17 protein-coding genes are annotated in these 21,656 nt (G+C 54.1%); 5 read left to right on the plus strand and 12 right to left on the minus strand.

Going from position 1 to position 21,656, the window contains the following annotated elements:
* Positions 1 to 238: 238 nt before the first annotated feature.
* The 6 genes from RBB76_RS00375 to RBB76_RS00400 form a co-directional block, all read right to left on the minus strand.
* Positions 239 to 772 carry a PEP-CTERM sorting domain-containing protein gene (locus tag RBB76_RS00375; RefSeq protein WP_429633583.1) on the minus strand — a complete coding sequence of 178 codons (534 nt, stop codon included), beginning with the start codon at positions 770 to 772 and terminating at the stop codon, positions 239 to 241.
* Between the two features lie 72 nt (positions 773 to 844).
* Complete coding sequence (locus tag RBB76_RS00380) at positions 845 to 1,495, minus strand: hypothetical protein (RefSeq protein WP_429633581.1); 651 nt, start codon at positions 1,493 to 1,495, stop codon at positions 845 to 847.
* An 84-nt stretch (positions 1,496 to 1,579) separates the two neighbouring features.
* The gene (locus tag RBB76_RS00385) at positions 1,580 to 2,170 is read right to left on the minus strand and encodes a transposase (RefSeq protein ID WP_429633579.1); all 591 of its coding nucleotides are present in this window, start codon (positions 2,168 to 2,170) and stop codon (positions 1,580 to 1,582) included.
* Positions 2,171 to 2,461 (minus strand): hypothetical protein, encoded by a 291-nt coding sequence (locus RBB76_RS00390; protein WP_429633577.1) that lies wholly within the window; start codon positions 2,459 to 2,461, stop codon positions 2,171 to 2,173.
* Positions 2,462 to 2,635: 174 nt separating this feature from the next.
* On the minus strand, positions 2,636 to 3,730 hold the full coding sequence (locus tag RBB76_RS00395) for an alkene reductase (protein WP_429633575.1): 1,095 nt from the start codon (positions 3,728 to 3,730) through the stop codon (positions 2,636 to 2,638).
* A 27-nt stretch (positions 3,731 to 3,757) separates the two neighbouring features.
* Complete coding sequence (locus RBB76_RS00400) at positions 3,758 to 4,885, minus strand: Gfo/Idh/MocA family protein (RefSeq protein WP_433963495.1); 1,128 nt, start codon at positions 4,883 to 4,885, stop codon at positions 3,758 to 3,760.
* 722 nt (positions 4,886 to 5,607) lie between these two features.
* Between RBB76_RS00400 and RBB76_RS00405 the strand changes: the two genes are divergently transcribed.
* Entirely contained in the window at positions 5,608 to 5,775 is a 168-nt protein-coding gene (locus tag RBB76_RS00405; protein ID WP_429633571.1) for a hypothetical protein, read from the plus strand.
* Between the two features lie 767 nt (positions 5,776 to 6,542).
* Here the strand turns inward: RBB76_RS00405 and RBB76_RS00410 are convergent.
* The 4 genes from RBB76_RS00410 to RBB76_RS00425 all read right to left on the minus strand — a co-directional run bounded on the left by RBB76_RS00410 (position 6,543) and on the right by RBB76_RS00425 (position 11,652).
* A complete protein-coding gene (locus RBB76_RS00410; RefSeq protein WP_429633569.1) occupies positions 6,543 to 8,840 on the minus strand; it encodes a protein kinase domain-containing protein in 2,298 nt (765 codons plus the stop codon).
* Entirely contained in the window at positions 8,824 to 9,798 is a 975-nt protein-coding gene (locus RBB76_RS00415) for a class 1 isoprenoid biosynthesis enzyme (protein WP_429633567.1), read from the minus strand. Before RBB76_RS00415 ends, RBB76_RS00410 begins: the two co-directional genes overlap by 17 nt.
* A gap of 5 nt (positions 9,799 to 9,803) precedes the next feature.
* Positions 9,804 to 10,004, minus strand: coding sequence for a hypothetical protein (locus RBB76_RS00420; RefSeq protein ID WP_429633565.1), 201 nt, complete (start codon positions 10,002 to 10,004; stop codon positions 9,804 to 9,806).
* A 796-nt stretch (positions 10,005 to 10,800) separates the two neighbouring features.
* Positions 10,801 to 11,652, minus strand: coding sequence for a hypothetical protein (locus RBB76_RS00425; RefSeq protein ID WP_429633603.1), 852 nt, complete (start codon positions 11,650 to 11,652; stop codon positions 10,801 to 10,803).
* Here RBB76_RS00425 and RBB76_RS00430 point away from each other — a divergent pair.
* The 4 genes from RBB76_RS00430 to RBB76_RS00445 all read left to right on the plus strand — a co-directional run bounded on the left by RBB76_RS00430 (position 11,590) and on the right by RBB76_RS00445 (position 17,098).
* Positions 11,590 to 12,084 carry a MarR family winged helix-turn-helix transcriptional regulator gene (locus RBB76_RS00430; protein ID WP_429633564.1) on the plus strand — a complete coding sequence of 165 codons (495 nt, stop codon included), beginning with the start codon at positions 11,590 to 11,592 and terminating at the stop codon, positions 12,082 to 12,084. The two genes, RBB76_RS00425 and RBB76_RS00430, sit on opposite strands and share 63 nt — an antisense overlap.
* Positions 12,085 to 12,931: 847 nt before the next feature.
* Entirely contained in the window at positions 12,932 to 13,696 is a 765-nt protein-coding gene (locus RBB76_RS00435; RefSeq protein ID WP_433963496.1) for a DeoR/GlpR family DNA-binding transcription regulator, read from the plus strand.
* 1 nt (position 13,697) lies between these two features.
* Positions 13,698 to 14,834 carry an MFS transporter gene (locus tag RBB76_RS00440; protein ID WP_429633560.1) on the plus strand — a complete coding sequence of 379 codons (1,137 nt, stop codon included), beginning with the start codon at positions 13,698 to 13,700 and terminating at the stop codon, positions 14,832 to 14,834.
* A 161-nt stretch (positions 14,835 to 14,995) separates the two neighbouring features.
* The gene (locus tag RBB76_RS00445; protein ID WP_429633558.1) at positions 14,996 to 17,098 is read left to right on the plus strand and encodes a beta-glucosidase; all 2,103 of its coding nucleotides are present in this window, start codon (positions 14,996 to 14,998) and stop codon (positions 17,096 to 17,098) included.
* A gap of 136 nt (positions 17,099 to 17,234) precedes the next feature.
* On the opposite strand, the gene RBB76_RS00450 is transcribed toward RBB76_RS00445, so the two are convergent.
* Positions 17,235 to 18,059 carry an acyltransferase family protein gene (locus RBB76_RS00450; RefSeq protein WP_429633556.1) on the minus strand — a complete coding sequence of 275 codons (825 nt, stop codon included), beginning with the start codon at positions 18,057 to 18,059 and terminating at the stop codon, positions 17,235 to 17,237.
* 342 nt (positions 18,060 to 18,401) lie between these two features.
* On the minus strand, positions 18,402 to 21,611 hold the full coding sequence (locus tag RBB76_RS00455) for a carboxypeptidase regulatory-like domain-containing protein (protein WP_429633555.1): 3,210 nt from the start codon (positions 21,609 to 21,611) through the stop codon (positions 18,402 to 18,404).
* Positions 21,612 to 21,656 lie beyond the last annotated feature (45 nt).

Raw genomic sequence — 21,656 nt, forward strand, 5'->3', positions numbered from 1 at the left:
TTTCCGAAAAGCCGACTTTCGAGGAATGTCGCCTACACAGCTGCCTCCGTTCGAGGGGACCGATCAACAGAAGCGCGTCGAGCCGGTCCCAGATGAAATCCACACTCAAAATAACAAAGAAGCTTACAGCGAAGCCGGTCTCAGTGGGAAGGCAGCGTTAGATGGGAATTCGGATACGCGGATGGGCTGAGGCTCAGGGGTAGAGCGCAAAATTATTACTGTGAAAACCTGCACCGAACTACGCAGTCAGTCTTCGCCGTAGTACGCCAGCCGCCCCGAGAGCTCCCGTCGCGAGTAGCGCAAAGTCAGAGGGTTCTGGTACGGGTGAGGTGTTGGAGGCGGTCCACAAACCAGGCTCGTTGAAATTGAACGCATCTGAACCCGTCGCTAAGTTATAGGCGCTATCGAAGACGTACTGTCCCACGTTCTCCGTAAAGATAACGAGTGACGAATCATAGATGGCGAGATCCCATCCTATGATCTTGCCCGAAGCATCGGTCGAGAATCCCAGGAAGGCAGTTGAGTTTACGTCGGAAAACAAATGAGAACCATCGCTAAAGCTGAAGGAGACGGGGGTGACTGGATCGACGTATAAGTTAGTCTGCAGTGGCGTTGCGAGGTCTACTGACCCAGAGATTTTGTCTGAAGTAGAGTAGCTTGGTCCATCTAATAAGGTGAAGTTATTCCCAGTGTAGGTGTATACCGTATCCCCAATAGCTGGAAGCGGCAGGATGATTAAGGCGGAAGATAAGAGCAAAGACTTCAAGAGCATGGAGTTCTCCTAGTCGCATTTGGAGGCGCGCGTAGTCTATAGGATCACAGACTTCACCGCCTTGGGTTAACATCAAAGGTGTGTAGGTTCGTGCGATGGCATCGAACAGCGATAGCTCTTTGTACTTGCTGCCCACATAGATAAAAGTCCAATCACTAGTAGGGCCAACGTTCCAGACTCAGGAACAGGTGCGCTGACTATTTCTTGACCGACAGCCGAATCGGAATTGAAGGAATCTATAGTCAGATCACCTCCGGTCGTCTCAATATAGCCGGGGCATGGAGGAAATCCAAAATCAGGATCACATGCGTCAATAATCCCTCCATTTCCGAAAATGGGGCCAAGAGACTCAGCGGTCTTAGGAGCATCCAAGCCGGAGTCAATCGAAAGCCTATTTTCAGAGTCGTCTATTGCCACTCCACTGACGCTGAACTCTGTGGTAACCGTAGTCGCAGCGCTTCCGAAAGTGCCAATTCCTTGGATGGTCACGGTAGATGAATCAGCGCAGCAAAACGTAAATCCCGATCCCAGAAAATCAGTGAACTCGTAGTAACTTTCTGTCGTTGCCTTATCGATCAACGTAATACGCTTGTCAGTGAACGGTTGCGTTCCCAGAGAACCTGAAGCGACTATTGATACGATCCAAGTGATGGTATCTGCTCGGGCTATTGAGGAAGTTGCTAGGCAGGAAGCGAGGGTGAGAATCGAAAGAAGTAAGCGCATTTGGAACTCTCCGGTATGGCTTAAATGTGATCTCGGTGCGTCCAAACATACGCCTAGTACAAAGTGAAAACAAGGGTGCAAACATCAACTTCTGAGGTTTGCGTTGCTAGCATGGGTGATGCCAAGCTGAGAATCATGATCTCCGGACTGGCTTCGACGAGGCCGCAAGCCAAGATAGCAACCGACATCACGACTTGGTCCGAACCGTGTCTTGCTGCCGAGCGTCAGCACGAAGGTCAAGGCAGTGAGGTGGCCGACGCCGTGTACCTGCAGCAGCGCCTGCGTCTCCGGATACTCGGTCTGGCCGAGTTGCTGGATCTGCCGGTCATACTGCTTGATCTTGACTGTTATTTCCGCGATCTGCTGGAGCACCGGACCGAGCGCTTGTGCCAGTCCAGGCGGCATAACGGCCAGGCTGCGCTGAGCGAAGCACGTTGTAGCGGAGGTGGGCATACGGTAGCCGCAGGACTTGGTCAGACCACGAACGGCGTTCACCGCAGCCGTGCGCAGTCGCACCAGCAGAGCTCGCGCACGGATCAGGGTGAGGGCCTCCTGCTGCGCGATGGTGCGGTGGGCGATTGGCCGGAGTATGTTCGGATCAAGTCGGGCATATCGCGCCAGCTTCTCAGCATCGACCTGGTCGCTCTTCCGATCACTGTGCGAGATAGCCCGCAACTAGCGGACGTTCGCCACGATGACTCCGTGGCCTAGTTCTTGCAGCTGTTCACTGATCCAGATCGAGTGCGTTCCAGCCTCCATCGCAACCCGCGCTGGAGGCACATCGGTGAACCACTTCTCGATAGCCTTCGGGGTCGTCCGGAAGCGCCCCCGATCAACTACTTCTCCGTCCTGGTTGAGGGTGCAGTAATGGCTCCAGACATCGCCAAGGTCGATGCCGATCGTCATCTCAACCTTGGCTTGCCCGCGTGGAACTTCAGCGATGAGGTGCTGCCCTGGCTTCTTCATGGGAATAGTCTCTCTCCGCTTCAAAAGACCTGCTCATCCCATTTGTCGTTACTCCTACATGAACTTCTTGTTAGTGCATCGAAGATGGGCCCGTTCAGATTATTTCGCTGGCAGAATACCGGCTACACGATAACTCTCGATCACTTGATTTGATTGCAACGGCACGAGGTGACTCTAGTGTGGCTGTTGTTCGAATGATGGGAAGTCAGTGTAGTTTTGTTCATTTCCTCCCCAGAATGCTTCGCGCACATAGTCATTAAGTGGAAAATTGTTCTGGAGACGGAACGGGAGATCCGGGTTCGAGGTGAAGAAGCGGCCGAATGCAACGAGATCAGCGTTGTTCGCCTCGAGAATCGCCTCCGCACCTGAACGATCGAAGCCGCCTGCAGCAATAATGGCACCCCGGTAGACCTTGCGAAGAAAAGCGGTTGCAATGGGAGCCTGACCTTCTTCGATGGTCTCTACGCCTTTGACCCGCGGCTCAATGATGTGTAGATATGCCAGAGGAAGTTGGTTCAAACGTTCTGCAAAATGGCTGAAGGTTGCTTTGGGATTGCTGTCTGAGATCGATCCCCATTGACCACTTGGTGAGACCCGAACACCAACTCGCCCCGCGCCCCAGACGGACGCGATCGCTTCGATCACTTGCAGGGGAAACCGTGCTCTATTTTCAATCGTTCCGCCGTAGATGTCGTTTCGTTGATTGGTTCCATCTTGTAGAAATGTGTCCAGTAGATATCCGTTTGCATTGTGGGCTTCGATCCCGTCGAAACCAGCGGCTAGAGCCCGGATAGCACCCTGTCGAAATATCTCAACTAGCCTAGGCAGTTCGTCGACAGTGAGTGCTCTGTGAGGCGAAACCGGCACCCAGCCGTTCCGCGTCAGTGCAAGCCCTTCGAATGGAATTTCCGACGGAGCAATTGGTGCCTTTCCTCCCGAAAGGTCGACGTGGGATTGCCTGCCATCGTGTGCAATCTGCATGATGAGTTTGCCACCCTTTGCATGTACAGCGTCGACAACTTCACGCCAGCGCTTGATATGGCGATCTGTATAAATTGCGGGGGCGCCGTAATAGCCAAAGCTATCGGGGGATGGATGGACCGATTCTGTGATGATAAGACCGCCATCGGACGCACGCTGCCGATAGTACTCAATCACCATGTCGCTTGGAGAACCATCAGGCTCCGCTCTCAAGCGTGTGGTTGGAGCATGCACAATCCGGTGCTTCAAGAGGTTCTGGCCGAGTTGGAACGGAGTAAATAGCTTCATGGTTTCCTTCTTACGAGCGGTGTAGAGTTACTTGTCCGAATCCACCGTCTGCAAAGCTCCCGTGCTGGAACTAGCGAACATCAGGTCAATCAACTTGTGCATGCGAACGCCATCACGGAAGTTGGGCGCTATGTGCGTTCCGTTCTTGCGGTCTTCCAGATGTGCGGCATAAAGGTGCGCAAGATCTTCGACACTGACATCGAGTGACGATGGGGGAATATGGCTGTAGGCCGACGGGATCGGCAATTCCGAGAAAGGTGTCTTCGCACTCTGCCCGCCTTCGATGAGGTTCTCCTTGGCATGGCCGAAGGATGAAGGGTTGGAGATCTTCAAATCCCCGGTGGTGCCCGTGATATCGATCTGCAATCCTGAATTGTGGAGCTTGCCTCCCTCTACTTGAAACGAGAGTAGAGCTCCATTCTCCAAAGTGCCGATGCCGACAATTCCGTCGGGAGTATCGTTCGGAAACGACTCGCCTGTTGCGGATAACGTAAGGGTCGGAAACTGAGTAGCAATGATCGAGCTGAGAGTCTTTGGCTGTCCTACGGCATGAAAGAGCATGTCGAGGAAGTGACCTACGTAGATCGCGAGCACATGCGAGAAATTCTTCGCTCCGAGAGTCCAGGCGAGAGCTGGCGGACGCTCCTGATGAAAATAGGGCATACTGACATGTATCCGAACCGACCGCATCTCACCGACGTACTTTGATGCCACCAGATCGCGCAGATATTGAGCACTGGGGCCAACTCGACGCTGCAGACCAACCACATGGCGGACGCCTGCAGCCTGAGCAATGTGCAGCAGTTCCTCTGAATCAGCGGTGCTTGTGGTGAGAGGCCATTCTGAATACACATCCTTGCCAGCTGCGATCGCTGCCTTGACCACCGCGGCGTGCTGAGGAGCGGGTGGAAGCACGATCACCATGTCGACTTCCGGATCGGTAACCAGGTCGTGATAGTCCGAGAAGGCCGCGGAGATTCCGAAACTTTTCGCAATTTCTTGAGCCGTTTCGATGCGCCTGCTGGAAACTGCTGTGATCTCATATCCCGGAAGAAGGCGGAGAGCTGGAATGTGACCATATTTCGCCCAGTTTCCAACTCCCACGATGCCAACCCGTACTTTCTGCCCGGAACCCGTATTTTTCATTGTTTTCATCACTCCAGAGTTCGAATCTGAGCCTTTCGCTTCATCGGTCGAGTTCGCAGTCAAATAAAACTTATATGAACTAGATGGTTCACTATGCCTCTCGGATGCAGGATTACCGAACTTGCCTAAACTGACTTTGCGGGAACTGTTTTTTGGGAGAACATACGTGTGTGGCTGTTGGGAGGAATGGCATTCAGTCTTCCGCCGTACTGGTGGTTGAACTCGAGACGTGGAACACCGGTTCAGAGGTAGAACCCCGGTCAGTGCTTGCAGGTACCCGCCTGACCAAGTTCCCGCGAAACGGGGTTCTAGGAAACTTCGAGCCCGCACAGTTCAAGTAGGTTCATCTCACTTTGTAGGTCACAGAATCCCACTTTATGGGTCAATAATCCCAGGTTATGCGTCAACCTACAGCTTCAAGCGAGGCACTGCTAGTGAATCGGTTTCGCACATTGGCAAAGCCTGTGTAGCTAGTGATGCCGCCCTGAATCCACGTATAACCGGAAACCAGCTTCGTCTTTGGGAGACCGAAGTTCTTGATGAGATCTACACTCCCGGTGTGTTCACCGAAGTCTGTGTGCCAGAAGCCGTGAGTACGGACGTTATCATCGGTATACGCGCCGTCTGCTCCGATCCGTGCCCGTCATTCTTCCAGAGACTTGAAACGACCAGACTCCCCTCTCGGTCGCTCCGCCAGCTAAGGCAGGGAGTCAAACAACTCTTTCGTCCGAATGGAAAGCGCCCCAGCCACCTATGTCGGCGGCGTGGAGCGGGGCGAGCGCAATGTGGCCCTCGAAAACATTGTGAAGGAACGGGGATACTCCCAAGAAGAGTTGGCAGAGCGAGCGGGTCTGCACCGCAACCTCACGCAGCGCGCGAACGGCTCTTCCGAAGACTGACTTGGGTGAGGCTTTGGACACCTCTTTATGGTTTGCCCTTGACCACTATGAGTCTAGACACGATGAGCGTGATATTCTCCGGCTGTTCGAATGGCCATCGCGTAGTCGTCGGTTCTCAGATTTGGGTTGCCATCGCAGGGCTACGTTCGCGCTATCACTCTCGAAACTCCAGAGAAGCCATGATCGAATGCAGAGAAGTTGCCGGCAAAGTGATTCGTTGATGCCAGACAGACAAAGACGGTAAAGACGGCCCTGAGATTCATATCGTGTTTACGGATGAGACCGTCCTTTCCGTATGTCTCAAGACGGATGTCTCCATCGAAACCAGGCGTGCGTCTGACGGCAGGCCGATTCGGGTTGTCGGAGATAGAAACGAACCGGGCACGTCCTAAGAAACGCAAAATGCTACGACCGTAGAAGAGCTCATTACAGGGAGGACTCTCCTCCCTGACCATCCGGAATAAGTAGCTCTAATTTGAAACACAACGTCGACCTCTCTTTTTCCGGTGCAATTTCCGCTTTGTGGCCCTGCAAGAATCCGACAGGATCTTCGCGAAACCTGAGTTCCGACGTGCGACCGGGATCATCGTAGACAAGAGCCATCCGTTCGAAAAGTTTACTAGTGAGTTCTGACATTGTCGTAGTATTGGCCCGTTGCCGGCCCTTCGCAAAAGAGGGGCCGCCGTCACATTGGATTTGATCGTGTCTGAACGAACTGAACATCTCTGTCTATTTTGGAGAGTAATGACGAGCAGAGCAGGTTTCCTCTATATGGTGCGTTGCAAAGCGTCAGTTGCGTTGCTGTGCGCCATTCTCGGTTCAGCCGCCATCCCTAACCGCTGGATGATTTTTTTAAACCTCTCATATCCTCGAAGAGGCAGGAAAGCCGGGTACACATTGACATACCAGAGCCAGGTATCGTGAACTTCGTAGGCGCGCTCCAGGTAATCCAGCGCTCTCTCATGCTCGCCCAGGGCGGCAAAAACAAAGACAAAGGCAATGGGAGACACATACCGGGTGGCGGATAGCTCTTCAAGTGAAGAAAGTATCTCCCGCGCCTTCCCAGCGTCGCCGTATAACGCATGGTGGCGGGCCAGCATGGCGAGTAAGACCGGCGCACGACTCGTTTCCGTTACTAGCCGGCCAAGCCACGACTCGGCTTCTTCCAAACGACCCTGCTCCTCGGCGATCCACGCCATGCACCCGAACATCTCGGCGTAGTTCGGATTCAACTCTCGGGTCTGAAGGCACTCCGTAAGCGCTTGCTCAAACTCACCTCTATAACAATGAACCGAAGCGACGGCCACTGCGATCTCCTGATTCAAAGGATCGAGATCCTGCGCCAGCCGCAGCTCCTCAAGAGCGCGACCAAACTCGCTACCTTGTACTAGGAAGATCGCCCAAGCGAGATGAACTTCCGAATCGCCGGGATTCAAGTTGATAGCATGCTTAAATTCAATCTCGGCAGAAGCTCTATCGCGGTTCATGTGCTGGATGTAACGAGCTTTGACAATGTGCGCCCGCGGCTGAGAAGAATCTAGTTCGATGGCTCTCTCCGCGAATCTTAGCGCTACAGGCCAAACCTGGCGCGGATCGACAACGCCGAAGAAAGCGAGAGCGCGATAGCAGTCAGCGAGGCCGGTGAATGCAGTGCTGCAATCGGGATCCAGCTTGATTGCCTCTTCGTAGAGTGCGCTCGCTTTTTCGAACGATTCGGGCTTCTTCTGGTGCCAGTAAGAGCGTGCCTTTAGACATAATTTCCAAGATTCTATATTGCCGTCGGACCGAGTGCGCAGCCGTGAGAAGTTTTCCTGTGTCAAGGTTGTGCACAATGACTCAGCGACCGACGTCGCGATTTCTTCCTGAATTAGAAAGAAATCCGAAAGCTCGCGATCGAAACGTTTCGACCACGAGCTATAGCCGTCAAGCGCGTTGGTGAGCAGTAACGTAACGCGGATTTTATTCTGCTGAACCCGGACGCTTCCTTCCAAAATGCTATCGACACCCAAACGGTCGGCAATGAGACGGATATCTTGTGCTTTTCCTTTGAACTCGAAGGCCGACGTCCGTGAAACAACGCGCAATCCCTTTAGCCGAGAGAGAGCAAGTATGGTTTCTTCGGTAAGTCCGTCGCAGAAACAGGTGGTCTCGTTGCCGCCGCCCGTGCTTGTAAAAGGAAGAACCGCAACAGATGGTGTTCGCTTTCCTACATGACCGGACTCGGAACCTCTCTTTGGGGACATCGTTTCCGTTTCCGCCGAAAATGATGCACGCAAGCCGTCAATCATTGCATGCGCAGTCTGATAACGCAGCCGGGTTTCCTTCGACAATGCGCGAACTATTGCGCGCGCTATGTTGAATGGGGTTTCGGGCCGAAGTTCGCACACATTGCGCGGATGCTGGTGGAAGATCTTATCGATTATTTCAGTGGAAGTAGCCCCCTCGAACGGCAACTGCCCAGTCAACATCTCATATAGAACCACCCCAACCGACCATAGATCAGAGCGCTCATCGATTCTGCCGGAAGCCTGTTCCGGCGACATATATGGAACTGTTCCGGCAACCTGCGCAGGGCCACGATTTTCTCGGCCCATGAGCTGCGCAACGCCGAAATCGAGAACTTTCGCCAAACCATCGGGCGTAATCATGACGTTGCTGGGTTTTATGTCGCGGTGAACTATTCCACGCTCATGCGCTTTGCTGAGCCCGCGAAGCATCTGAACCGTGATCTCGACGGCTTGGCCGGCCGGCAGGAGGCCTCTGTTCATCCTCGAACGAAGAGTTTCGCCCTCGTAACAAGCCATGGCAATAAAAGGTATGCCGCTCGCTTCTGTCCCGATCTCATATACGGTGCATATGTTGGGGTGATCCAGCTGCGCGACTGACTTAGCCTCTTGTATAAAACGATCGACAGCTTCGTTATCTTTTTGGAAGTCGGATGAAAGAAATTTAAGTGCGACTTGCCGGCCAAGTATCAGGTCCCGGGCTCGATATACCGCGCCCATGCCGCCGCGGCCGAGGAGCTCCAGGATCTCGTAATGCCCGACTTTATCCAACATGGCCATTCAAAACCCGTCCCATGCCGCGATCGATCCGGCTGAGCGTGTCACACAAGTGCTCAAGCTGCCGGCTCCCCTGGTCAGTTCTCGCCTTTAACTCTTTTTCCATTTCCGGAATATTGAGTTCAGCCGCAATCTCTCGCACTCGTTTCGCAAACTGATTCAAGACGCCCATACTCCATCGGTAGCCATCTCGAATCATCCATTGCTCCACGGATTCGTCTTTGCGCTTTAGACGTTGCGCTTGCGATAGAAGATACGTGCACAAACCATTTTTTTGGTCCATGTACCAATCACGGATGTCGTCCTGCATCTGGTTCCATGCACTGAACGCATGCCACAGTTCTGACCAGCGCTCAAATTGGTCGCACCTTTTATATCTGCAAAGGACTGCGGCCACGGGGATCAGCGCACAATAAAATGTCTGCGCGGCCAGCCGACAAAAATCCTCTGATCCGAGATCCGTCGCCGTGAAATCGACTACCATTCCTTCGGTCGCAAGATCGATCAATTTATGAAAGTAAGCCCAAAATTGATCGCCATGAGGAAATAGATTCTGCAACGCATGGGTGCAATGAGCGAATAACGACGTCAAGAGCGGCAGCAGCGAACCGGATTCAAAATGCCCGTCCATGGCATCGTCCAAAATACGAACGTAAAAGTATAGGGCGATCGATGCATACGCGAGTTCATATTGAAAATCCACATCCTGCGTCGCCGATAATGATTGTTCGACCCACAAGGGGAACATAAAAACAGGCGTGGAAATCGGATTGAGAAAAAGGTGTTCTGGATATCCTTGGCCAAGCTGTTCCGCCCGCGCCCAGAAAACCGCGCTAGCAGTTTCCATAGTGCTTAACTCCACGCGAAGCCGGTCGATGCTATACCGAACAAGTCGAGAAACGCTCATCTTGGCGGCGATCGCGGCTGCCGAGTCGCCGTCGCTTTCCTCCTGGCTGAACATCGGCCCTAAATGCAATCGATGGTCCCTACGCCCAGCTGCTCGGCCAGTTTAGTAAGATCCTTTTTCAGATGCTGAAGTATGCGCAAGATGTCCTCGGTAGGCTCAATGCCAACAGCTCTTAAAGCCGTCGCAGGGTCGTCGAGCACCTGTTTCCTGAAATCAGGCTCCGTAATAAATCTAAACTGTAGTTGTTGGATCGGATTCATGAGAGCCTCCGCTCTTTCCGAATTTGAATGTCGGGATTCTGGAGCTCGATTCGACCACGACTAAAGCCTATGCGTCAAGCCTCGATAGAGGGGTGAACGTGTTGATTTGAGCCGCATCGACTGCGTGCTCCGAGAACTTCGTGACCTCGTCCAAATCGGGATCTGACAACCGGTGCGCTCCCGCAATTATTAAGTACCCTTATGTGACCCTGTGGCCTCGATTACGGTTATAGCGACCCCGCCGCCCAACCCTAGAGCTGGATAAAGACTTCCTCAATCGCCGCGCTGTTTTCTGGATTGAACGGCCGTGTGCATGCACGCTCGCGGAGTTCACCTTCGTATTCGACTCATCAACTGTGACCTGTGCTCTGCGGCATCAAGCCAATCATCGAGTTGTTTTGCTCGTACTGCGACCGATCCCAAGATCGAATTTCGTTCGGCCACTTCGAAATGCACGCGTGAGTTCGCCGCCGATTGGAGGCTTGTCAGAAACGGCTGCAGCTCTGTGTAGGCACCGCATTGCCCGCTGCCTTGCAGATGAATCGCAAAATCCACACGTGCAGCTCGTCCGTAAGGACTCCCCAGGAGAAGGAGACCCGGGAGGAAGTTTCGGAGTCGATTCAGCATCATGCCCTCGTGTTGGAGCTGCGGCGTTTGCCGTGGTTGAAGGAGCCAGTCTTAGCAGCAATCTCGCACGCGATATGCGTTGTAGAGTCGTCGGGGTTCGCAGAGACACTTGTCCTCTGGCACTTTCTATCAAGCACCCTCTTTCCAAAGCCGAACCGTCTTTGGCGATTTACGTTGTGCCGGCTAGTTGCGCCGAAGAATGAGACGGTCGAGTGTTTTCATCTTTTGTGATTTGCACTTTCTGCTTGTTTCTCGTCAGAGAGATGGCGACGGATAGCATCCAAATGAAACCTACGTAGCGGGAGATTGGGATCAAGTAATTAGCTGGGTAAGTAACCAGGCTGAGCGACGAAAGCTCACCCGCGAGTGCCACGACGATGCCCAACACAACCACCCAGCGCGGGAGAATGCGCGTGAAGTAGCTGGTGACCGACACACCTGCGGCCAATAAGCCGAAGCCGACCGCATAGGCAACTCCGCCAGATAGAAAACTAAAAAAGAAGATGGCTTTCGCCAGTGGCGCTTGAACGGCAACTTCTGTCAGCGACAGGATCCATCCGGAAATTCCAGAGAGTATTAACGCATTTGCTGCTGTTATTCCTCCGAAAAGAGCGATATTAGTGCCGGCGGCACGTACGCCAAGAAAGCGCAGTCGACTGACCAACGTCACTGCAAAGATTCCGAAGGGAATGGCGGAGCCGAACAAAAGCAGGTTTCCGATGCGAACAGCAGCTGGATTCTGGAGAAAGAATGCACTCAGAGCTTCGCCCGTGGCAAAGGGGTTAACGTATGGGGCGCCGTGACGGAGCGCTGCTACCACTACGAGATTGGACACGAAGACAGCGATGTGGACAATCGCGAGCAGAATCAAAGAGGGACCACGAAATGAGCGTGTCGATTTCATAACGAAATAATTTATATAATTAACGAATTGGTTTTGCAATAATGTTTTATCGATATGAATGACAAGAACACTGAAAAGGGACAACCTGCATTCCTGCTCGCTCAAATCGGCGCTCATGCCGCTTCGCTTTTTGGAGAACGGCTTTCGGCACTGGAGCTGACTCCGCCGGATGCGGGAATCCTTCGGTTATTGCGTGTTGCTGCAGGCATCAGTCAGCAGGATCTTTCTACAAGATTGCAAATTCATCCCAGCCGACTGGTCGCAATTCTGGACAACCTGGAGAATCGCAAGCTCGTGGAGCGCAAACAGAACCCGAACGACAGGCGGCTCTACTCGCTACATCTGACCAAAAATGGAGGCGAAATACTTGAGAGGATCGGAAGGGTCGCACGCGAGCACCAGGATGCTCTACTCGCCGCGCTCAGTACGGACGAGCGCGACCAACTAACCGGATGGCTGCACCGAATCGCCGATCAGCAGGGGCTCGCACGGGGTGTTCACCCTGGATATCAGCGACTTGGGAGATCAAAAAGTCAGAGGGATGATTAGTCTATTGTCGGACCGTCTCCGTCATTTTGTGTGCGGTCCGGACGGAATGCGACAATCTTTGAGTTCATCAATTTCCCGCTGCCAGCACGAGATTAGTCGAGGGTCGATTCTCCTTCCCGCGTTTTCCGGATCCGTTTGAGCATGGAGTTCAAGCAAATGACAGCATTGGCAACTAGCCGTCTCCGATGGATGGCAATGCGGAAGTAATCATTGAAAAGGCAGAATCTTGATTAGTGGATGGTCCAGCCTCAACGGCAGCGTTTCCTATGGAGTGCTAACTGGAAGTTACAAGGTTAACACTGATTGCACCGGTACTTATATACCGTTACGGGCGGAGGCACAACCGTCGACGGCTTCTTCGTGATTAGTGATGACGGGAACGAACTTCCTATCGCACTACAGACCCGGGTACCGTGATCAATTGCGTCGCGCACAAACAGTTTTGAGAGCGCCACGACTAGGGCCGGCGATCTGTTCTAGAGTAAGATATGGTCGGGTCGCACACGACCCGGCCACTTCATTCATTGGGCTGACCAGGACCGTTGCTGGGTCCACCAGCGCCAGCGAAGATCTCAGTTAGCGCATTCAGGCCAATGCACTCAATGAGTGACTCGGCGATTATGCACTCAAGTAACCGACCGAGTATAGCCAAAATCATCGAGTGATTTCCGTCTGAAACCCAGGACGATTCGCGAGTTCGCGTGACGGAGGTGTTCCCCGGCTGTCTTCATGTTCGCACCAGCCGCTCTCAGATTCGTCGTCAGATTGGCACCTCTTGAGAATGCATGTTGATTCATGGTATTTCTTGTTTATGCATGATTCACCGCTGCCCACATCCAGACGAAAGGTGATCGCGGAAAGACTCGATTCAGGACTCCCGGTTATCGCTTCCGATTTGGCGGAAGAGTTTCGGATCTCTGAAGATGCGATACGGCGTGATCTGCGAGCACTCGCCGCAGAAGGTCGCTGCAAGCGGGTGTATGGTGGCGCCCTTCCCGTGTCGTCTGCCTCTGGATCGCTGACAGAACGCGTTCTGGTTCAATCAAGTGAAAAGACTCTGCTCGCGCGGACCGGTGCGCGCCTGATTCAACCTCGAGGGTTGATCTTTTTGGATGGGGGTAGCACGAATCTGGCACTGGTAGCAGAATTGCCTGAGAACAAGTCCCTGACCGTTGCGACTAACTCAGTTCCGATAGCGAATGCTGTCCTTAATCGGAAGGGGCTCAGACTCCTTATGGTCGGCGGCGAAGTAGATACTGAATTAGCCGCGTGCGTGGATGCCAAGGCTGTCCTCGCCGTGCAGACAATGAATATCGATCACTGCTTTCTTGGCGCCTGCGCAGTTTCTTCGCAATTAGGCCTTGGAGGATTCAACCCTGCGGATACGCTCTTCAAACGCGTCCTGCTCTCTCGCAGCCAGAGAGTGACCGCGCTCGTGACGCTCGACAAACTTGAGACCCGAGCACCGCACGTCATCGGCCCGCTGGCGTTCGTCCATGAGTTGGTTGTTCCACACGATACCCCCTCCCATCTTTTAGAGACACTTGAAAAGGCCGGGACCAGCGTTCTGATTGCGGACGAGTCGCCTCAATCTGTCGCGACGGGAGTATGAGATGTCATCCGTCACCGATCACTCAAAATCACGTCTAGCCACGCGGCTCTGTTTTGCCGCGGCTGGTTTCGCGGTGGCCTGTTGGGCTCCTCTTGTTCCTTTCGCCAAGACCCGGCTCGGGATTGGAGATGGCGCCCTGGGATTTCTGCTTCTATGCCTTGGTGCCGGCTCGGTTGCCGCAATGCCAATTACTGGAATCCTCGCGACGAAATTTGGCAGCAAGCCAATCATCCTTGCTGGTGGTTATGGGGTATCGCTTTTTCTGCCGCTTCTAATGCTTACGGATCGTCCAGTGTCTCTCGGGGCAGCACTTATGCTGTTCGGCGCGTCGCTCGGTTCCCTGGATGTTGCCATGAATCTCCATGCAGTGGAGGTGGAACGGGCTTTATCGCGCCCGCTCATGTCGGGATTCCATGCTCTGTTCAGTATCGGAGGATTCGCCGGGTCGGGATTTATGACGCTCATGCTGTCCAGCCATATCTCCCCGTTCCACAGCTGCGTCATCGGTTCCATCGCAGTCGCATCCGCTGTCAGTGCGGCGGCTCCGCATCTGCTGCGAACGGGCAACGAAACTCCAGGCCCCTTGTTTGTCATGCCCCGCGGTGTTGTTCTGGTGATTGCCCTACTTGCGTTTGTCTCATTTCTGGTCGAGGGAGCGCTGCTTGATTGGAGTGCTCTACTGCTGGTAACCACGAAGATGGTTGCGGCTGCCAGAGGCGGAGTCGGCTACATGCTATTTTCGATAGCCATGACAATAGGACGTCTCACTGGGGATCGCGCGATCACGCAGCTAGGCGATCGCAAGGTATTTCTGGTAAGTGGCCTGACAGCGGTTTCTGGCTTTGCGGTCTTGCTTGCTTCGCAATACACTGCCCTCGCTTTGGCCGGGTTTGTTCTTATCGGCCTTGGAGCAGCAAACATCGTGCCAATTTTGTTTCGGCGAGCGGGAAACCAGCGGGAGATGCCTGCTCCGCTTGCTCTTGCTGCCGCTACATGTGCGGGATATGCAGGTCTGCTAGCAGGGCCGGCGTTGGTGGGCTTTATCGCTCATTCCGTTGGATTGCGAGGAGCGTTTGTCGCTCTCGCACTTCTTATGTGCCTCGTCCCAGCCCTGAACAAGAGTATGAACAGATCATAATGGCAACTTCGCGCGTCAGAATGGAGACAACTTTGGATTTGAGGAAAAGTTCATTGAGAATGCGACGGAATGTTATGCAGCCTCATCGCTTATGGATCGTAGTGCTTCTTACTATGTTTTTGGCCGTTTCCCGCCCGATAACGGCGGAGGCCCAAGAGGGCGTGACCACAAATGACGCTGTCTGGCGGCGCGCAAATGAACTAGTGAAGAAGCTGACTCTCGACGAGAAGCTTCAGTTGATTCTCTCCAAGTATCCCTCGAATGCCTCACCAGGTGGCGGAGGCGGATATATCGACGGTGTAACGAGGCTCCATATTCCCGACATCAATATGTCTGATTCGAGCACAGGTTCAGGGAGCACAACCCAGCCGAGCTCTACTTTCCCTGCGACGATTGCTCTTGCTGCCAGTTGGGACAGGCAGTTGTCTCATGACTACGGGAGTGAAATAGCGATCCAGTTGCGTGCACAAGGATTCGCTATGGGTCTTGGCGGAGGTGCAAATCTCACAAGAGAACCCCGTGGAGGCAGAGCATTCGAGTATTTAGGCGAAGATCCACTCCTCGCGGGGGAACTGTTGGCCGAGCGCACGAAAGGGACTCAGAGCCAGAAGGTGATGGCGTCGATCAAACACTTTGCGGGAAATGAACAGGAGACGAACCGCATGGGTGGAGACAGCCGCATCGATGACCGCACCCTGCGAGAGCTTTATTTATTACCTTTTGAAATCGCCATTGAACAGGGACATCCGGCAAGCGTTATGTGCAGCTATAACCGGCTGAATGGTGACTACGCCTGCGAGAATTCAGTGCTTCTTACTGACATTCTGAAAACGCAATGGCACTTTCCGGGCCAGGTACAGTCGGACTGGGGAGCGACTCACACGACGAGAAAGGCGATCAACGCCGGCCTTGATGAAGAAGAAGGAAGCGATGCGGGCCCTTCTTACTTTGGGCGTGTCCCAGTCCTATTCGCGTTAACCAACCGTGACATCACCCAAGAGCGGATCGACGATATGGTGCGCCGCAAACTCTATTCAATGATTGCTTCCGGCGTTATGGATAATCCTCCCCACGGTGGCGAGAAGATTGACTTCGATGCGGCGCGGACCTTTGCCCAATCCGTAGAGGAACAATCCATCGTATTGCTCAAGAACGATCGTCGGCAGCTTCCGCTATCAGCCTCAAAGCTGAAGCATATTGCGGTCATCGGCTCCCATGCGGATGTAGCTGTGATGTCTGGAGGCGGTTCTGCAGATACGATGCATCCAGTGACAGGCTCGTTCATTGGGTGTGAAGGTCTGGAATTTGTCGACCATAATGGTTGCGGATGGTGGCGCAATCCGTGGCTGAAGGTTCCTGTTCCCCTGACAAAAGCCCTTCACGAACTATCGCCAGCCAGCGAAGTAGAGTTTTCTGGGGTCCTAGACGAGCGAGCTCCTTTCCGCGCATATAGTCCGGGCGAAATCGCCGACGCAGTCGCGCTGGCACGTCGGTCGGACATCGCAATTGTCGTAGTCGCGCAGCCCGCTGGGGAAGATTTCGGAGATTTGAGGACTCTCAGTTTGCAGAACCCTTCGAACCAGAATGAACTGGTAGATGCTGTTGCAAACGCCAACCCTCAAACGATCGTTGTGATCGAGAGTGGTAATCCGATTCTGATGCCGTGGAAAGATAAGGTGGCGGCGATCATCGAAACCTGGTATCCAGGCGAAGCGGGAGGCAGAGCGATCGCCAATGTCTTGTTTGGCAAGGTGGATCCTTCCGGCAAGCTGCCGTTTACGTTTCCTGCGCGGGACGAGGATACTCCCACCTGGGGTGCTACCGGCGCGATTTCTAAAGATCCTGTCTATTCTGAAAAACTCAATATAGGCTATCGCTGGTACGACGCGAAGAAACTTGCACCGCTTTTTGAGTTCGGCTACGGGCTGTCGTATACCCACTTTACCTACTCGGATCTCTCCCTAAAGCGCGACCCGGATCACACTCTCCACGTGTCATTCACGGTCAAGAATGACGGCACTGTTGAAGGTGCAGAAGTTCCGCAGGTCTACCTCGGAATTGATTACGCCGGGGAGCCACCTCTGCGGTTGGGCGGCTGGAGCAAGATTCATTTGAAAGCTGGAGAAAGCCAACAGGTCGAGATCGCGGTTTCGCCCAAGGCCCAAAGCGTTTGGGACACGTCCGCCGCCGCTTGGCGGTATATTGCGGACGCAGTCGCCTACGTGGGTTCCTCATCGCGGGACATACGCTTGAAGGAGCGATAGCAGAAGACCTCTTCAGCATCATGATTTTCGACCCTTCGTTTTGGAAATAGGTCGGCTTCCCTGCTGCGATGATGTCGGGCGCTATGCTGCTGCCCGCTTTATGCCGTAGCGGCGGGACAGCCACGCACGAACAGGCTCATCGAAATATTTGAGAATTAGCCATGCCAAAGCGATCACGAATGGCAGAAGCCACAAGAAGAATCGAAAGAATCAGGAGTCCAATCTTGGGACGGCGAATGCGACCCTGAATACGATACAGCCAGAGCCCCATCACAAAAGAGACGGTCAACCGCAGGGGTGCCATCCAGATATCCGGGTATCCCCAGCCCCCATCCAGTGAACCTTTCACATTCCCGACCCATATGAGCAGCAGCCCGGAGACTCCGAAGATAATTCCAAGCGTGAGCGCACGCAGGCGGCGAAGAATCAGAGCGTAAGCGATATTTCCGAGATACTCCTGCATGAGGGACCACGCTGGCCCATTGAGTGCCTGGCTTTCGTTCTGTCGGCCCCCTACTGGCGGAGAAGGCAACAGGAGAAGTGAAGTCACATAGGCCAGCAGTAGCATCGGCGTTGAGGTCTGGTTTATGCCCTTGCCAAAGGGATCGAGAAGATAGCCGAGAAAGCCAAAGGTCGCACCCACCAGCACCAGCGGATGAAGCCGAATGAGCCGGATCCGAAAGAATTGGAAGTTAGACATTCGATTCCATCGGTCATCGTAGGCATAGGCGACGACAAAACCGGAGAGCCCGAAGAAGAAATCGACTGCCAGGTAGGCGTGGTGCATCAGGCTCAGAGGAGTGTCCCACCCGAATGAGTAATTGAAGACATGAAAGATAACAATCAGGATGGCCGCACTCCCTCTCAATCCATCCAGCACTTCAAAGTGTTCTTTCCCGGTGCTCGTCCGGTCAGCTTGCACTGCGCTGCCCCTCTGACCCAGAGTTGATACATCGTTCATTCAGGAGTTCTCCTTATCTTTCGGCCTTCCACTTGACTTATGAAGCTCTAGCGCAGGTACATTGTAGGCTCCTCTGCAAGCCATCATCGTCGACGCCACAAAATCATACGGACTCACGACATCACGTCTAATCGCCATTCACGGCCTTCCCAAACGAAGAGACACGCTGATTCGCGCAGCCTACGAATAAACGAAGATGAAGAGATGATTTGGAAGCTACATCCGACAGCGCCACCTAGGTAAGATTTTCGAAGGGGATTCTGTCGAACGCATCGAGGCACGTTAAACAAAGCGGCGCGCCCCGCTGAAAGCAACTCAGCGAAGCGCGTCTCAGTAGCAGATTTAGAAGACAAACTTACCGCTAATTTGAAGCTGGCGAGAAGAGCCGCCATCGCTGGTGGCGAAGCGGGTTGCGGAGATTTGGCCGAAGGTCGACGACTGTGTATTGCCAGACGGCTGCCCGAAGTTGGGATGATTGAGAATGTCAAAGGCATCGACACGAAGTTTGAAGTTAAGCCCTTCAAACAGATTCGTGTCCTTCTCTCCGGAGAGATCGAAGTCCGCAAATCCAGGTCCAGTCACTGCGTTCCGCTGAATATTGCCGATGCCGGTATAGACGATGGCTGCAGTCGGAGTCGCCTGCGTTCCCTGAATCTGCAGGCTGCATCCGCTTGGAACTGCCAGAGTCGGTCCGATGGCGCAAACATTCGAGTGTGGAATGAAGGTTACATTGGCAATCGCAGTCTGCGATTTATGCGTGGTGATTGGGCCAACCTTATTGGGGCGGATGGCACCGGTAAGGCCGTTATAGTTTGAGCTGCTCGCGAGTATGTTGACGGGGTTCCCGGTCTGGTACTGGACGATCGTCGAAAGCTGGTAGCCCGAGACCAATCGGTTGCGCTTGAAAGGCAGATTGTAGATCGCGGTTCCGGCGAAGTGATTGCGCGTGTCGAAATCCGACAACCCGTAGTTGCCAGCGGGATTGTTGCTATCCTGCGGGGCGCCGCCTGCAGCAGTAAGACCTCCTTGCGATCCGAGTGAGTTGAGATCCATCGACTTCGTCCACTCGTAATTCACATTGAATTGGAGTCCATGCTTCATGTTTTTGCTGAGCGTGGCCCACATCCCGTTGTAATTCGAGATGCCGATGCTGTTCACCTCCGGAATGTTGGAAGCGATGGAGGTATTGGCATCGATGGGGCTATTGGGTGAAAGCTTCTGATACAAGTGTGGGGATCCAGCTGGCCCGGTTGCCTGGTTCTCGTTGGTTGTAATGCGCAGATGGCGTCCGACCGATCCGTAGTACCCAATCGAAGCAACCATGCTGCCGGAAAGCGCCTGCTGCACGTTTAGATTGAAGCCTTCGATGTACGCGTTCCTGAGGTTGGGGTTGACGGAGCTGATTCCGATGGCCGACGCTTTCGCCGATGCATACAGAGTGGATACCGGAATAGGAGCTCCATTGTAAGAGACCGCGGTACTGAAGGGAGGATTGGTGTACAGTCCGCCCACCACGTTCGAAACCGGTTGATCCACGAGATACGCATAGCCACCACGCACCACGGTCTTGCCGGTACCGAAGAGATCGACCGCAAATCCCAGCCGGGGCTCTATGTTGTAGTTCTGCGAGTACGCGCCGTTAGCTGGAATTCCGTTCGTGCCCACCTGCGTCAGTGTCGGGCCGCCATTTCCATTCGGATTGAAGAGCACAAATCGATTCGCGCCTTCCACAGGCGTACCATTCCACTCGAAGCGAAGACCATACTCCAGGGTCACCTTCGGTGTGAGCTTGAAGTTGTCCTGCACAAACCCTCCGACTGCGGTGTCGTAGACACGGCTGGTGACAGTATTCGGCTGAATGCTGAAGACCGTGGCGTTGTCCATCTCGAAGTTGTTGGGTGTGCTCACATAGGTAAGCGTGCCGATGTTTGCGGCAAAGCTGGCGCTCAGATAGCGGCGGTACTCCCCGCCGAATTTAATGCTGTGCCTGCCGCGCAGCAATGTCGCCGTATCCGAAACAATGCCAAGCGTGTCGTTGCGGCCCTGAGGAAACCCCGCAGGTCCACCAAAAACGAGGCCAATATCAGACAGAGTGATCTGCGGTAGGCCAACATTGCCCTGAAGGCCATCGCCGAGACCCACGCTATTCGGGTCGGTAAGATTGGCCGGATTGAAGGCGATGGAGATGCGGTTGAAGCCGAGACGTACTTCATTCACGAAGTTCGGATTGAAGATATGAGTTTCGTTGAAGGTGAGTATCTGCCGATGCGCGCTGCGGTGATCGCCCCAACCGGGAATCGTATCGCCCTGCAACGCAGGCTCCGTACGAACGTCCTTCTGGAAAGCATAAAAACCATGTGCAGAGTCCGAGCTGTTGAACTGGTGCATGATGTCGACGGTGAACTGATCAATATTGACCGGGCCAGGCGTGAACGCGACATAGTTACTTCCGCTGTTCGGTAGTGGAATCAGTGCCGCCAGCTTTGCAGCAGCGGGAAACTGTGCCGCATTCGCAGCGATCTGCGCCTGCTGAACCGGGGTAAGCACCGTGCTGTTCTGGAGAATGCCCTGACGCTGCCGCAAGCCTTCATAGCTGCCGAAGAAGAAAGTGTGCTCTCTCCAGATGGGACCGCCCACTGATCCGCCGAAGTTGTTTCGCTTGAGCGGCGCCTTCTCGCCTGGCAGGCCGGGAATGGGCACTCCAGTGGCAGGGTTGAAGTTGCGGTTGAAGTAGTTGCGCGCGTCGAGTGCCTCGTTGCGGAAGTAATCAAACGCCTCGCCATGAAACTGGTTGGTCCCGGAACGCGTGGCGACGTTCACAATCGAGCCCGAGCTGCGGCCATACTCTGCGCTGAAGGTAGCGTTGTTGATCTTGAACTCGGAGGTGGTGCTGATCGAGGGTTGGAAGGTGATCTGGTTCTGGCTTATGTCGTTCAGGTTCACGCCGTTGATCTGGAAGTTTACCGAGTCTTCGCGATTACCTGCAGAGTCAAACGAGTTGGCACCCAGGCCGCGGCTGGCCGACGTCAGATTTCCGGCCGTTGGAGCAACCACGCCACCGGGGGTCAGCACCGTCAGATCCAGAAAGTGCCGCCCGTTCAATGGAATCTGCTGCACGGTCGCCCTGTCGATGACCTGCCCGACCGTCATGGTCTGCGTCTCGATCTGTGGTGCGCCGCTGTCCACCTGCACCGTTTCGCCAGCGGATATCAGAGCAAGCTGCGCATTCACAGCAACCGTCTGGTTCACTTCCAGCACCAGGTTTTTTACGGTATACAAGCTAAAGCCCGCACCCGAAATCTGCAGATCGTACTCGCCGGGTTGCAACGACGGAACGCCATAGACTCCCGCCCCGTCGGTAACGACCTCGCGATCAAGGCCCGTGGCAAGCGAATGCACTCTAACGTGCGCGCCGGGAACCACCGCACCGCTTGGGTCTATCACGGTGCCCGACAGATTCGCCGTCGACTGTGCAAGGCACACGCCAACGGTCATCTGCAACAACATAGCAAAACCTAACAAACCGTTTGAGAACTTACATGAAATCTTCACTTCAGGCCTCCTGCAAATGAAGTTGCACGAACTACGACTTCTCTA

The sequence above is a fragment of the Tunturiibacter psychrotolerans genome, from assembly GCF_051013365.1.
GTDB lineage: Bacteria > Acidobacteriota > Terriglobia > Terriglobales > Acidobacteriaceae > Edaphobacter > Edaphobacter psychrotolerans_A.

Excerpts from the sequence above, each read along its gene's own strand:
- RBB76_RS00415 (WP_429633567.1), bottom strand. The coding sequence starts at position 9,798 with ATGTTCAGCCAGGAGGAAAGCGACGGCGACTCGGCAGCCGCGATCGCC.
- RBB76_RS00440 (WP_429633560.1), top strand. The coding sequence starts at position 13,698 with ATGTCATCCGTCACCGATCACTCAAAATCACGTCTAGCCACGCGGCTC.
- RBB76_RS00410 (WP_429633569.1), bottom strand. The coding sequence starts at position 8,840 with ATGGCCATGTTGGATAAAGTCGGGCATTACGAGATCCTGGAGCTCCTC.
- RBB76_RS00380 (WP_429633581.1), bottom strand. The coding sequence starts at position 1,495 with ATGCGCTTACTTCTTTCGATTCTCACCCTCGCTTCCTGCCTAGCAACT.
- RBB76_RS00405 (WP_429633571.1), top strand. The coding sequence starts at position 5,608 with ATGGAAAGCGCCCCAGCCACCTATGTCGGCGGCGTGGAGCGGGGCGAG.
- RBB76_RS00420 (WP_429633565.1), bottom strand. The coding sequence starts at position 10,004 with ATGAATCCGATCCAACAACTACAGTTTAGATTTATTACGGAGCCTGAT.
- RBB76_RS00400 (WP_433963495.1), bottom strand. The coding sequence starts at position 4,885 with ATGAAAACAATGAAAAATACGGGTTCCGGGCAGAAAGTACGGGTTGGC.
- RBB76_RS00375 (WP_429633583.1), bottom strand. The coding sequence starts at position 772 with ATGCTCTTGAAGTCTTTGCTCTTATCTTCCGCCTTAATCATCCTGCCG.
- RBB76_RS00390 (WP_429633577.1), bottom strand. The coding sequence starts at position 2,461 with ATGAAGAAGCCAGGGCAGCACCTCATCGCTGAAGTTCCACGCGGGCAA.
- RBB76_RS00395 (WP_429633575.1), bottom strand. The coding sequence starts at position 3,730 with ATGAAGCTATTTACTCCGTTCCAACTCGGCCAGAACCTCTTGAAGCAC.
- RBB76_RS00430 (WP_429633564.1), top strand. The coding sequence starts at position 11,590 with ATGAATGACAAGAACACTGAAAAGGGACAACCTGCATTCCTGCTCGCT.
- RBB76_RS00425 (WP_429633603.1), bottom strand. The coding sequence starts at position 11,652 with ATGAGCGCCGATTTGAGCGAGCAGGAATGCAGGTTGTCCCTTTTCAGT.
- RBB76_RS00450 (WP_429633556.1), bottom strand. The coding sequence starts at position 18,059 with ATGAACGATGTATCAACTCTGGGTCAGAGGGGCAGCGCAGTGCAAGCT.